Annotated in this window: 14 protein-coding genes and 1 pseudogene; 3 read left to right on the forward strand and 12 right to left on the reverse strand. The window is 38.1% G+C overall.

The window, feature by feature from the left end; all coding sequences use genetic code 11:
• Nucleotides 1-49: 49 nt before the first annotated feature.
• The gene (locus tag I5J82_RS08290) at nt 50-673 is read right to left on the reverse strand and encodes a YdeI/OmpD-associated family protein (protein ID WP_198767460.1); all 624 of its coding nucleotides are present in this window, start codon (nt 671-673) and stop codon (nt 50-52) included.
• Nucleotides 674-854: 181 nt separating this feature from the next.
• On the opposite strand from I5J82_RS08290, the gene I5J82_RS08295 reads away from it, so the two are divergent.
• Nucleotides 855-1385 carry a GNAT family N-acetyltransferase gene (locus I5J82_RS08295; protein WP_198767461.1) on the forward strand — a complete coding sequence of 177 codons (531 nt, stop codon included), beginning with the start codon at nt 855-857 and terminating at the stop codon, nt 1383-1385.
• 52 nt (nt 1386-1437) lie between these two features.
• Here the strand turns inward: I5J82_RS08295 and I5J82_RS08300 are convergent, their stop codons facing one another.
• The 10 genes and pseudogenes from I5J82_RS08300 to I5J82_RS08340 form a co-directional block, all read right to left on the reverse strand.
• Nucleotides 1438-1923: an NUDIX hydrolase gene (locus I5J82_RS08300; RefSeq protein WP_198767462.1), complete on the reverse strand. Its 486-nt coding sequence runs from the start codon at nt 1921-1923 to the stop codon at nt 1438-1440.
• Between the two features lie 62 nt (nt 1924-1985).
• Nucleotides 1986-2197: pseudogene (locus I5J82_RS08305) on the reverse strand (cyclase).
• Between the two features lie 32 nt (nt 2198-2229).
• Nucleotides 2230-2484, reverse strand: a complete 255-nt coding sequence (locus tag I5J82_RS20305) for a hypothetical protein (protein WP_233096433.1) — start codon at nt 2482-2484, stop codon at nt 2230-2232.
• Nucleotides 2485-3084: 600 nt separating this feature from the next.
• On the reverse strand, nt 3085-3534 hold the full coding sequence (locus I5J82_RS08315) for a hypothetical protein (RefSeq protein WP_198767463.1): 450 nt from the start codon (nt 3532-3534) through the stop codon (nt 3085-3087).
• Nucleotides 3535-3637: 103 nt separating this feature from the next.
• A complete protein-coding gene (locus tag I5J82_RS08320) occupies nt 3638-4498 on the reverse strand; it encodes a phosphotransferase family protein (RefSeq protein WP_198767464.1) in 861 nt (286 codons plus the stop codon).
• 15 nt (nt 4499-4513) lie between these two features.
• The gene (locus I5J82_RS08325) at nt 4514-5329 is read right to left on the reverse strand and encodes an alpha/beta fold hydrolase (RefSeq protein WP_198767465.1); all 816 of its coding nucleotides are present in this window, start codon (nt 5327-5329) and stop codon (nt 4514-4516) included.
• Between the two features lie 35 nt (nt 5330-5364).
• The gene (locus I5J82_RS08330) at nt 5365-5811 is read right to left on the reverse strand and encodes a hypothetical protein (RefSeq protein ID WP_198767466.1); all 447 of its coding nucleotides are present in this window, start codon (nt 5809-5811) and stop codon (nt 5365-5367) included.
• 18 nt (nt 5812-5829) lie between these two features.
• A complete protein-coding gene (locus I5J82_RS20515) occupies nt 5830-5964 on the reverse strand; it encodes a hypothetical protein (RefSeq protein WP_269819567.1) in 135 nt (44 codons plus the stop codon).
• Nucleotides 5965-6441 (reverse strand): hypothetical protein, encoded by a 477-nt coding sequence (locus I5J82_RS08335; protein WP_198767467.1) that lies wholly within the window; start codon nt 6439-6441, stop codon nt 5965-5967.
• 81 nt (nt 6442-6522) lie between these two features.
• A complete protein-coding gene (locus I5J82_RS08340) occupies nt 6523-7290 on the reverse strand; it encodes a slipin family protein (protein WP_198767468.1) in 768 nt (255 codons plus the stop codon).
• Nucleotides 7291-7960: 670 nt separating this feature from the next.
• Between I5J82_RS08340 and I5J82_RS20520 the strand changes: the two genes are divergently transcribed.
• Together I5J82_RS20520 and I5J82_RS08350 are read left to right on the forward strand one after the other, a co-directional pair.
• Nucleotides 7961-12013 (forward strand): S8 family serine peptidase, encoded by a 4053-nt coding sequence (locus I5J82_RS20520; RefSeq protein WP_198767469.1) that lies wholly within the window; start codon nt 7961-7963, stop codon nt 12011-12013.
• A 135-nt stretch (nt 12014-12148) separates the two neighbouring features.
• Complete coding sequence (locus I5J82_RS08350; RefSeq protein ID WP_198767470.1) at nt 12149-12382, forward strand: hypothetical protein; 234 nt, start codon at nt 12149-12151, stop codon at nt 12380-12382.
• Between the two features lie 9 nt (nt 12383-12391).
• Here I5J82_RS08350 and I5J82_RS08355 read toward each other — a convergent pair whose 3' ends face one another.
• The gene (locus tag I5J82_RS08355) at nt 12392-12541 is read right to left on the reverse strand and encodes a hypothetical protein (protein WP_198767471.1); all 150 of its coding nucleotides are present in this window, start codon (nt 12539-12541) and stop codon (nt 12392-12394) included.
• Nucleotide 12542 lies beyond the last annotated feature (1 nt).

Here is a 12542-nt window from a genome sequence, read left to right on the forward strand (position 1 = left end):
ACAGACTTCCTAGACTTCCTAATGAATACTTTTATGTGAGCCGTCGCAATTAGGCATTCGTTTCAAATAGCCCGCACGTGCAATCATTTAAACCTTTTCCGTCAAGAATTTGGTCCATATATTTCTCAATGCGAGCTTCTCGCGTTTTGGACTGTTTCGCTTCAGCAAAATACCGAATATACGCTTTTTGCCTTCCAGGTGTTAAGGCTTCAAATGCTTCTTTTAAATCCGTAACCTCTTCCATTTTATTCTGGAATTCAACGGGTATTGAATAATCCGCCGTTTTCTTCAATTTCACTTCTAAGCCTGATTTCTCTACCTCAATCGCTTCATGTATGTAAGCTTTGAGCGTGCTTTCCATATCTATGATCTCTTTAGCATTCGTAAATCGAATTTGACGGGCTGATTGTACATTCACTGTTTGTTGAATCAGAATCTTTTTTTCATCTTTCAACAGAACACCTTTATGAAACAATAGAGCACAATATTCTTTAAATCCATGTATTAAAACGACATTCTTTCCGTTTAACGTATAACATGGGTGCATCCATTTAAAGTCTTCAGTGAGGCCGCAGTCTAAGACGATTCTTCGTAACTGCTCAAACTCTTCTCTCCACGTTTTTGCATCATTTAAAAATTCATCCACTTTAGGATTCAACATGCTTTTTGGCATAGAGCAGCCCCCTAATCCTTTTATACATTTGATCAACTTCTATCATTTCTATGAAAACACAATAATTCCTTTTGAAAAAGGTAACTTCATTAACAATCTTTCGGATTTGACGCCAGTCCAATAACTTAATACGATAGAACATATTTCATATAGAGGTTTTTGTTTGAAAAGGAGACTATAAATGGATTGGAAAATACGCATTGAACGCATGGAAGATTATAAAAATACGGAAGAAGTGGTTAGAAGTGCATTTGAATCTGAGGAATTCAGTGATAAGAAAGAGCATATTCTAGTAAACCGAATCCGGAAGAGTGAAGCATTCGTTCCCGAACTTTCTTTAGTTGCTGAAAGTGAAAATCATAATATCATCGGGCACGTTCTGCTTTCAAAAGTTAAAATCGTAAATGAGAAGCAGGTTGTTGAATCACTGGCTCTCGCACCGGTGTCTGTTGTTCCCGAGTATCAAAACAAAGGGATAGGGAGTCAACTCATAAAAACTGCGCTATCGTCTGCCAAGAATTTGGGTTATCAGTCCGTCATCGTTTTAGGTCATCAAGATTATTATCCGAAGTTTGGATTCAAAAAGGCTAGCTTATGGGACATAATAGCTCCTTTTAATGTTCCTGACGAAGTCTTTATGGCGCTTGAGTTAACTGAGAATTCATTAGCACATGTGCAGGGTGTTGTACATTATTCAGAGGCATTTTCATGATAACTCCTTTGTATAAGTAAATTCAAAAGACCTTCATCTCGGAAGGTCTTTTCTACTGGGTAGCACAATCCAATATCTCTTGATAAAGAGCGTTCCATTCAAGATAGTAAGAAGCAACATCGTTAGAATCTATCAGCATGCGTTGTGAAGACTCAAAAGCCCCATTAAAATGGAGTACTTTTGTTATATTCATTTTGTAAAAAACTTGATAACCTATTTTAGGATAGTTGCTACTTTCAGTCCAGCGTGGATTCTCACTATGATCCACGATAATGTGCCCAAGTAACTTACATTCACCTTCAACATACCCTTCCTCCAGTACTTCTCTTTTAATACACTCTTCTGGAGTTTCACCTATTTCAATATGGCCGCCCGGAAAGTCCCATCCTCTATGGTTCAAGTCTACCAATAATAGCTTATCTTCTTGAAAACAAAAACCGTGAACACTTGTAATTAAGTGATATTGAGGAAGGATGCTAGACCTATTCCACGTTAATTTGACTCTCGATTCTCCCCAATTTACATAAGTTGTACTCAAAATGTAACCTCCAAAAATTCTACTAAACATTTCGATTTACATTAATTAAAACCTTTAACTGTTCACGATTTCCGTTTATGCTTTTCTCAATGATCTTCTTATTCAAGATCCGCACTTCCCCCACCATCAAAAGTCTCATATCCTCTACGATATACCTTGCCAGCTCTTCATCCGTAATATCATCACCATGCAGATCTAGACGGAATTCTTGTCCCTGCAATCCCCCACCATTGGTAAAATCAATTTCGAAATCGAATTGAACACGTTTATCCAAAATGTAAGCACCTCACCCTAATTTTGTTGAATTTATTTAAATAACGACAAAAGGAAAACCGTAATCATCCCCACACTCATCGTTCCAATGAAGAAGTAGCCCAGTATGCGGATAGGCAGAGGCAGACCTTTCATATTTACTTTTGATAGATTTTTTGTTGGATACCCTTCAATCTTTCCATAGTGATCCATGACATCGTTAAATGGCCTGTCACTATTGTTAGTATTAGCAAACTGTTCGAGACGCTTATCTATACGTTTTTTCACTCTTTTCATTTCTTCATCCATTGAAATCACCCCATTATAAGAAATCTTTCATCTAGCATATCTCTAAATTCCATATGCTGCGCTCGATTCCTTTTATAGTAAATTTTAAAGACTCAACAAATGTACAAACCAATAAGACAAGCTTTACATAAGATATAGTGAATAGGGATTTTATTGAGATTCTTATTCTTTTCTCAACATGAGATAGATGGGGGTGTCTTCTTTGAGTAGTTTCATTAGCATTCTAGATAACTTATTGGCTTGCAAGAAAGCACGAAAGAGCAAGAAAAACAAAAAGAGAATCGGTTAAGTAAAGAGCTGCCTTTCGGGGCGGCTTTTCATGTTACAAAACATTACTACATAGCTTACATAGGTTTAACAGCCCACTCTGAAAGGGAAACATAGATTTATCATTATTTTAGGGGGCACGATCTATGAAAGAGCAAATCAAGAAAGTACTCAGCAATCCAAAAGTACAAAAAGGAATCAAAGACAAAGTCGTACCTTTAGTGAAAAAAGAAATGGAAAAAAGGAAGAAGAAATATTAACGATAAAAGTCCATACAAGTAACCCATCTCTAGAAAACGGTTGATGGGTTACTTTTTTTGTTTTAACACTTTCTTATTTAACACGAATAAAGAATACTTGTGAGGAAGATCCTCTTTTCCAAGTTCCGTTCGTACTAATAGCATAAGTGCCACTTTCGCTAGGAGCCACATAAATATCTCCATCTAGTAAAGTCACAGTTTTAGATTCCGACTTCCCCTCGGTCCATACACTAACTTCTTTTGATACTGTAATAGGTTTGCGTTTATAGGATATAGCAATCTTTTCGCCTGGTGACACAGATACAGCTTTTATCTCATTCATCATAAATGGTTCGGCATAATCTACACACTCACCACTTAAAAATCCATCCCAGCAATAAGTGCTTTGCTTAGTTGGAATCGTTCGGTTTGTTTCTGTTTTAGCACTTGCTGATGGCGGCTTCGCGTTCATGATGTAATACGTAAAGAAAGCTGCAATCAGTAAAAATGCCAGAACAAGAGTTAAGACCCCTTTTCTATCCATTTTACTCCCCCTCTAATAAACTCTATATATCGTTAGTCGTAAAAATATACGAATTGTTTCATCAATTTAACCCATTATTTGTTCGCTTTTTTAATTACAATCCCTAAAGAGACTTCACCAATATCTCTTTCCAGTAATACCAAGCTTTTACGTATTCCTCAAAATCGTTTGGATGATGTTTCTTACATGTTGCTAACCTATGGTATAAGCCTATTAACACATATTCATATATTGTCGAGGTTTCATAATTCTTACCCACACTCAGACAGACTGTAGCTGCATCAAACGTTGCTTTCGTTAAGTCATCTGGTGAAGAACAAAATGCATAAATAAAATCATACAGAGGGTCTCCGATTACTGGACAAGGATCAATAACTCCCTTTAGCTGTCCGTTATGAAATATAAAATTATGTACACCTAAATCTCCATGAAGTAAAAAAGGTCTTATCTTACTTTCCTTATGCTTCTCAATAAGATCAACCACAAGGTGATAATCCTCTTTTTTTAAATGTGTATCTAAAATTCCGCTCGCTTCCTGTGTTCTACTCAAAAGAAAAGAATACCAAGAATGAGTTGGTTCATCTGCCCATCCCCAACCATTGAAATCAGGTGCCGTCTTATAATGATTAATAAGCTCATGAACCAAGGTTTCAAGTAGTTCTCTTTTGTTTCCACTTATGTATGAGGTCGATCCCTCAATAAACGAATAGACCAGGTATTTATTTGTAGCTTCAACAAATTGAAAATCAGGTAAGATCTCCAAGTGACTATAGCTTTTAAGGTATTGCACCTCTGATTGAATGATTTTCGGTTCATTTACTTTTAAGGCATACTTTTTCCCATCTTTCGTTTGTAAGAGAAACAATTGACTTACGGTACCACCGGATAATGGCTTATGCATAATTACTTCTGAGTTCAATGTATTTTCTTTATTTAACTTGCTGATTATTTCTTGAATATCCATACCTATCTCCTATCGTTACTTAACTGTTTCTAAATACAACCAATCTCCAACTAATTGTTGAACGATTCTACGCTGTTCAATATGTAGCATATGACCTGCATGATCTAAAATCACTTGAGTTAAATGAGGGAACTTGTCCATCAAGAATCCGTAATCTTGATAGCCACATATATGATCTTGTTTTCCTAGAATAAGGAGTACTTCCTGCTGTAACCTAGATGCATCATAAAAAGGTTCATGAGAAAGAAAGTACCCTTCCTCTCTCCAGTTGGAAGTTAGAAAATTACGATTAGCTAAAAGTCTTCCTGGTTGAACTTCTTCTAGAAAGCATTTTAAGTTCCCTTCATTCTGATAAATCATTAAGGTTTCAAAAGCAGCCCTCGTATCCGCATCTATTGCGTGAAGAAGAGTTTCATTCTTTTCGATTATTACTTTTTTTGGTACGTTCCGGTGCTTACGATGAATAGCGGGAGCTAATAAAGCAAGCTTCTTTACCTGTTCCCTTTTTGAGTGAACGATTCCTTGAGCCACGTATCCGCCGTAAGATGAACCCAGCAAAGCAAATTCCTCATCCGAAAACACAATGTCTATAAATTCGATTACGCTTGAAAGTATGTCATCTGTTGACTTTAGGGATGAATCAATCTCACTATATCCGTGCGCCGGTAGATCCACATATACTCTTTGATACCCCTTTTTGTTTTGAAATATGGGTTCCAGCCACGCTTTCATAGAACGATGGTCCGTTCCCATTGAGTGGAGGATGATTAATGGTAAGCCTTCATCAATCACATCGTAAAATATATTCCCTCGCTCAACCCTGCATAGCATTAAACCCCATCCTATCTTACTTATTGAACTTTAATTTAATTAAATTCTTTTAGAAATTCATAGATTTCGCTTCTTGCTTCCTCTACATCCCCATAGTAACCGCTAGTTGCCATTTCCCATCCATCTGTTAGATTAATAATGGACCTTTCAATATCATCACAGCTCTCTGGAATGTGACCAACAAGACGATACATGTATGTACATATATCCGTTACATCACTCGTTTGAATTAGCTCATCATTAAGTAGACTCAGAATTCCTTGAATCGGACGCGCCTCATCACATTCTCCTTTTACATCGGTTAACTTTGAACATACCGAAGCTATTGTTGCATTAGAAGATAACGAGATTTCAAGAATTTCGTAAGGAGGCTGATTCAACTTCTCTATTAATTGATCGGCCCATTTGATGACATGCTTCACTTTAAAAAAGCCTATAAAAAGACCTAAACGATAGATTTCAGCTTGAACTTTAATTTCCATAAAATACACCTAGACCATTCAATATTTTTCATTCATCTTCTTCAACAACTCTATGATCTCTTCATTTTGTTTATTGTTCTTTCTAAGTTGTACATCAATGCCTAGTAAAGTAAAAACCACGATAACTATAATTGCGATTCCGAGGATATACATCTACTTCACCTGATCTTTTAAGGTTTTTATCATCTGATGAATGGCACCTAGGTGATAAGCAGAATGCGCTAACGAACCTACTACTTCATTTGCCAAGTCCTCATTCCACTGTATGTGATCAATTTTCTCTAATAGACGTTGATATTCTTGGTTTAATCCCACTTGAATGGAAAGCCACTCTTCTTCGCTGACACTCTGAATCTCCCAACTTTTATTCCAATCCATTGTAGGAAATGTGCCTTCATACAGCCATGCATTGGTTCCCCACATATGATATCGTACATGATCGGTATGAGCTGCGAGTGTTGTTCCATAGATCTCTTTCGATGCATCAGCAGCAGTTAGTTGAGACAAAACTCCGAAAATTCCCGAGTCTGGTTTTGTATTCGTAAACCAGCTAACGGTCACTGGCTTTTGTGGTCCATCAAATGCTTCTTGTAACATTCTTTTCAATCCCGCTTCTAACGGATGATTCATGCTAACCACTCCTTACGTAATCTACTAACTCTTTCCATAAAAAAGTGCATTTCTCCTTCTAGAAGAAATGCACATCCTTTGTTACGCATTGGATTGCTGATTTGTACTGTGATTACCATTTGCCATATCGATTACAAACGTATTGCCTTTCGAATTCTCAATTGTGTTCATCAGCCGAAGTTTTGCTAGCACTGGGTTATTCTCCAGCAGTTTAGCACTGTTTACTAGACTTCTTAAAGTTGCAGCTTCACCTCTTGCTCTTTCCAGTGAAGATTGAGCTTCTTTCTTCGCTTTGATCACTTCAAGAAATGCTTTTTTCAGTTCAGCAGATAACATAATATCTTTTATGTCTACTGAGAGGATTGATAATCCAGCAAACGATTTCTCAACAAGAAGATTTTCAAACGAATCGTTTACCTCATTTCGTTTTCCTAACAGATCGTCTAATTCTAAAGATGAAACAACATCACGTAGCTTGAGTTGTACGTTCATATACACATGTTCTTCATAATCTTCATATTCAGATATAAGAATTTGAGGATCAGTAATTTGATATTTTACAGCAACACTAATCTTTACACTAAGATGATCAGCCGTTAATAACTCTTGTCCATTCAGTTGCATAATCGTCGGCCTCATGTCAAAAACCATGATTTCTGAAGATGCCGGAGAATACTTATGCTTACCAGGGCCAACAATCTCTTGAAATGCACCATGATGAAACTTCACACCACGTTCATACTCGTACACCGTAACCGAAGCAAAGAATTTCTTTATGAACGATAAAATTGCAAAAACGACAATAGCCCCAAACCCGATTACTACAAGATATTCTAAAAATGATTCCATACCCATTTCCCCTTACATTAATACGTATGAAACCACCCAGCAGACATGGACGGAACAATGGAGGTCTTACCTGCAAAATTGTTCAATCCTAAAAGCTATTGAGTGGCTTCATTTAGGGCTTCGAACCCAAAACTGGTTCCACAGCGGTATACCAGTTGCCACAAGATGAGAAAGCCGATCAGCAACACCGTTTAAAGATTTTAAACGAAGGCTTTGCATTTCTCTAAGAACTAAATTATATCAAGACATTTAGGAAAAAAGTACATCATCTAGAAAATATTGTTCCTTCTATTCTACAGATATTGCTTGAGGTTAAATATCAAACACTAGGTGTTAGTGCTCATAGCAAAATATACGATTTTGTTCCCTATAAACGGTAGCGTTCATTCGGTAAGTTATAGATTTCAGGATTTCTGGTGTTTTACTCTTTGGAATGTTCTTACATATCATGGATGTCAAGCAGATGAAGCGTTATTCCAAAAAATAACCCTAATTTCGATCATATTTATAAAGGTTTAGCACTGTATTTAAAGGGGTCTTTCCTAATATTACATGTTAAATAAGCAAATAGAACTACAAAATTCCCCCGATAGCGAACTTGAGGTATTAAAGCTAACATAAAAATTATATTAATATTTTGAAAAATTGGTACAAGAAAGAGGTATGAACGATGGTTGTAAACACACTTGCAAAAAAATCAGCAATTCTTGCCCTATCAACAGGATTGCTTCTATCCCCTCTCAGCACGAATTCTTTTATGTCGGTTAAAGCAACCAGTATAAAAGCAGAGGACATTTTATCTTCTTTAACAAAAGAACAAAGAAAAGCGTTAAAACAATTAGAGCTGAATAACCAAAGTGGACTTCAAGGCTTTCAAGACGGCGAACTGAATTCTGAAGAAGAAATCTCTGTTATCGTGGAATTCCATTCAAAACCTAGCCACGTTGCTGTATTAGAAGCAAAAATGAAAGGAAAATCGTTAAAGAAAGAAAACGCTCAAGCACAAGTGGATCATGAGCACAAAATCTTTAAAGAAGATGTAGAAAAGCATCTAACGATTAAAGGCAAGAAGAATGCACCAAAAATTATACGCACATATAAATCAGCCTATAACGGCGCAGCCATTACATTACCCGCAAATCAAGTAAAAGACTTACTCAAATCAAACGCGGTAAAAGCCATTTATAAGAACATAACGTACACGGTGGATCCGGTTCAATCTCAAGAACTGCCAAGCGATGTGAAACGTGAAATCACAACGTCTGTTGAGAGTCTTCCCTTTTTGAAAGTGGACAAACTTCATGAAGAAGGAATCACTGGCGAAGGTATTAAAGTCGGTGTTTTGGATACTGGAGTAGACTACAACCACCCGGATTTAAAAGACACGTACATAGGCGGATATGACTTTGTTGATAATGACTCAGATCCAATGGAAGCAACGTACAAAGATTGGGAAGCTTCTAAGAAACCAGAGTTTAACGGCAGCAGCTCTTATTATACGTCTCATGGTACACATGTATCTGGTACGATTGTCGGGCAAAACGAGAATGATAGTGAGGTTTCAGTAGAAGGTGTGGCACCGGATGCTGATTTATACGCCTACCGTGTCCTCGGACCTTATGGAAGTGGAGCGTCTGAAGGGGTAATTGCTGGGATCGATAAGGCAGTTCAAGATGGAATGGATGTCATTAATCTTTCTCTTGGGGCACCTGCAAATGATCCGTATTATCCGACAAGTACAGCACTGAATTATGCTGTCTTAAATGGTGTAACAGCCGTTGTTTCAGCAGGAAACAACGGACCGAATGATTATACATTAGGTTCACCAGGTACGGCAGCTCTAGCATTGACCGTTGGAGCAAGTGATGTTCCCTTCTCACAAACTACTTTTACAGGTAAAGCAGGCAGCTGGTCTACAGACCTAGTAAGCATGGCCCGCAGCTTCTCTAGTACTTTTGCTAGTTTAGAAGGAACAACACTTGAGCTAGTAGACGTAGGACTGGGAAATCAAGCAGACTATATCAATAGAAGTGTAGAGGGCAAAATCGCATTCGTTCAGCGTGGTGGCTTCACGCTCGATGATAAAGTGAAGTTTGCAAAAGAGAATGGCGCAAAAGCAGTGATACTTTACAACAATGTGGATGGTCATGTTGGCTATAACTTAGGTGAATCTGTGGATTATGTACCAGCGTTCTCTATGACGAAGAAAGCGGGAGAAGAACTAAAAGCAGCCATAGCCAGCGGAAATAAGACGTTCACGTTTACGGACTTGAAAGAAAGTTTCACAGAAGGTGATAAGCTCGCAGACTTCAGTTCAAGAGGACCAGTTAATGGAAACTTTGAAATGAAGCCAGAGATCGTAGCCCCTGGCGTGAGTGTACTCTCTACGTTCCCTTCCTACATGGTGAACCATGAAACACCTGAAAATTATAAGTATGCGTATGCACGCTTAAATGGAACGTCCATGGCATCTCCCTTTGGGGCTGGAGTGGCAGCATTACTTTTAGGGGAAAACCCAGATCTTGAACCAACAGATATCAAAGCCATTCTCATGAACTCTGCCGATGAGATGAATGATGACTACAGTGTATTTGAAATAGGTGCTGGCCGAATCGATCCTTATCAAGCTCTTCACAGCGACACAAAGGTTCACGTACAGGATGAAACGCTAATTCCGAACGGAGAGAATTTAGTAACCATCAAGAACCAAACAGGAGGACTAAGCTTTGATAAACAAGTCGTAGCTGAGAACGCTTCTGTAAAAGTTAAGAAAACCATCACGTTCACAAATCAAAGCAACAAGAACAAAACGTTTGATGTAAAAGTCGTTGAGAACGTACAAAAAGGAACGAACAGCTTAAAAGATAACGGTGTTTCAGTAGAGGCAGAAAGCACTGTAAAAGTAGCGAAAAATGCGGTTAAGAACGTGAATGTAACACTAACCCTGCCAGGTACTGCAAAAAAAGGGTTTTATGAAGGCTATCTATTGATCACAAACAGCGAGAACCCAACAGAAAAATATCGTATTCCGTTCAGCTTTAAAAAATCACAACCTGGTTTTGATAAACTAGAGTTACTTTCTCGTACCTTAACACCAAGCTACTATAATCATGCATTCGATGGATACCGAACAACACAGTTGATGTCTCAGTTTAATCTAGGATCTTCTCTTGAGAGCATCGATATTACTTTACAAGACGGTAAGACAAATGAAGAACTTGGACTAGTAGGTACGATCAATATGACATCGGCACTAACGGATTATGATTATTTCCTGCAAACGTTTAACGGAAACTATTACAAATTTACAGGGGATAAGAAAAATCCTATAGCTACAGAACCAAGTGTTGCAGAGCCAGGACACTATAAATTAAAGTTCGTTTCAACGTTGCCATCAGGAAAGCAACAAACAAAAAAGGAAGACATCTTCGTTGATATTGAAACACCAAAAGTCAAGAGTTCTCTAGACGGTGAATCACCATTCGTAGAATACAAATCTGGACAAGCAACCTACCCGTTCGAAGTGGAAATAACCGATGATAATGTTGCAAACATGCAGCAAGCAGGTCTTGATGTTGATCAATCATCCAACTTTGCTGTCTATACCTATGGTTTCCCGTTGCCGAACGGTCCTATCCCGTTGGACAAGAACGGTAAGTGGATGGATGAAGTTGCAATGAACGAAACCGCTAAATCCCTTTCCTTTAACGTAATCGGTTATGACGCAGCAGGAAATCAGGCTAACTGGAAAGAGTACTTGTTTGTTAAAGAAGGAACGCCCGTAACCTACGCCAAACATAACGTAGAATTCGCACGTTCTGGAGATATTCTAAGTGCTTCACTTGTTATGGATAACTTAGAAGATGTGAAGGAAATTACGTGGAACTTTGCTAACCCAGGCATTCAGCACGTTTACCTGCAAGAAGCGAAATTAACAGATGCATTCAAAGATAAAGCAACGATTGAAGTAAATGGTGATCGCATTAAAGTGAAGTTTAATGGAAACGAAAAGTTCGATCGTTCTGAAGTGGTCGATGTAAAAGTGAAAGTACAAGATGAGCTCTTCTACCCGATTGGCTTCATCAATCCGACAGCTGATATTCTAGATGCGAATGGACAAACAGTTAATTTATTAAACGGTGGAAAACGTTATCAACTAAAGCCGACATTCAACCGTATTCAAGCCAACCTAGCCCCAGAAGGTTATGTCGTGGAAGGCGGTAACTATATTGGGAACCGTGACTGGTCAAAAGTAGGAGCCAGCGTGCAAGTGACAAATGGCGATTACACACTCGATGCTTCAAACAGGTTTAACGGAAATGCGCGACTAAATATTGAACCGCTTCCTCTCAGCAATGAAAAGTATACATTTGAAGTCAATGTGCCAGGACACTTTGTGACAAAACAAAAACAAAAGTTCGGTTTTGAATACAAAGGAGTTCCTTATGGGAAATCAGAGACGATCTCCATTCCGCTTGTAGCCGGTGACGTTAACCAAGACAACACAATTGATGTGAAAGATGCCATTGCGATTCAAGACGCTTGGAACTCAAACAACCGCGCAGCGGACATTAACTTTGATGGTACAGTTAATGCAAAAGACATGAGTTTTGTTCAGAAGAACTACCTGAAACAAAACGCATCGGTTAACAATGCACCAACACCTGTTACAACGGTCGATGGAAAAACACTAGAATCTATTTTAAAAGAACTCGGACTATAAAAAACGAGAGCTCACGATCCTTTGGGTTGTGGGTTCTTTACTGTGAATGGGATAGCAGCTAGGAACTAAATACCATTAAATACTCCACTTCTGATAAAGTTAAAATATGGAAATATAATGTGAGGAGGAAAAAGAATGGACAACTGGGTGTTTGTGTTTATGGCAAATATTATTGGCGGGATTATCGTCTTTTTTGCTCTTATGTTTTTGTTAAGCTTGGGAGGAGGATCAATGGATACAGCCTTCTTTATAGGAATTTTTCTATTTGTTCAACTCAGTTTTATAACGACGATTCTTTTTCAAGTGTTGCACAGAGTTAAGAATTTGGAGAGTCAGCAACAGGTACTAGAGAATAAAAAGACCGGCTGATGTCGGTCTTTAAATGATGGATAGCCCTACTATTTGGTCAGTAAATAAGACCATTTCGTCTAACTCTCTTTTTCGATCTGGATTTAAGATAGGACTTATGGTGACATCTTTTAGATGGAGGGGTGCCGTTAGATTCAAAGCAGTCATCGTTTCTGGCAAG

Origin of the sequence: Fictibacillus halophilus (assembly GCF_016401385.1) — a bacterium.
Classification (GTDB): domain Bacteria; phylum Bacillota; class Bacilli; order Bacillales; family Fictibacillaceae; genus Fictibacillus; species Fictibacillus halophilus.

What these genes read in the sequence shown, in the direction of transcription:
- I5J82_RS08290 (WP_198767460.1), bottom strand. Translation starts at nt 673, where the DNA reads ATGCCAAAAAGCATGTTGAATCCTAAAGTGGATGAATTTTTAAATGAT.
- I5J82_RS08295 (WP_198767461.1), top strand. Translation starts at nt 855, where the DNA reads ATGGATTGGAAAATACGCATTGAACGCATGGAAGATTATAAAAATACG.
- I5J82_RS20305 (WP_233096433.1), bottom strand. Translation starts at nt 2,484, where the DNA reads ATGGATGAAGAAATGAAAAGAGTGAAAAAACGTATAGATAAGCGTCTC.
- I5J82_RS08315 (WP_198767463.1), bottom strand. Translation starts at nt 3,534, where the DNA reads ATGGATAGAAAAGGGGTCTTAACTCTTGTTCTGGCATTTTTACTGATT.
- I5J82_RS08320 (WP_198767464.1), bottom strand. Translation starts at nt 4,498, where the DNA reads ATGGATATTCAAGAAATAATCAGCAAGTTAAATAAAGAAAATACATTG.
- I5J82_RS08325 (WP_198767465.1), bottom strand. Translation starts at nt 5,329, where the DNA reads ATGCTATGCAGGGTTGAGCGAGGGAATATATTTTACGATGTGATTGAT.
- I5J82_RS08330 (WP_198767466.1), bottom strand. Translation starts at nt 5,811, where the DNA reads ATGGAAATTAAAGTTCAAGCTGAAATCTATCGTTTAGGTCTTTTTATA.
- I5J82_RS20515 (WP_269819567.1), bottom strand. Translation starts at nt 5,964, where the DNA reads ATGTATATCCTCGGAATCGCAATTATAGTTATCGTGGTTTTTACTTTA.
- I5J82_RS08335 (WP_198767467.1), bottom strand. Translation starts at nt 6,441, where the DNA reads ATGAATCATCCGTTAGAAGCGGGATTGAAAAGAATGTTACAAGAAGCA.
- I5J82_RS08340 (WP_198767468.1), bottom strand. Translation starts at nt 7,290, where the DNA reads ATGGAATCATTTTTAGAATATCTTGTAGTAATCGGGTTTGGGGCTATT.
- I5J82_RS20520 (WP_198767469.1), top strand. Translation starts at nt 7,961, where the DNA reads ATGGTTGTAAACACACTTGCAAAAAAATCAGCAATTCTTGCCCTATCA.
- I5J82_RS08350 (WP_198767470.1), top strand. Translation starts at nt 12,149, where the DNA reads ATGGACAACTGGGTGTTTGTGTTTATGGCAAATATTATTGGCGGGATT.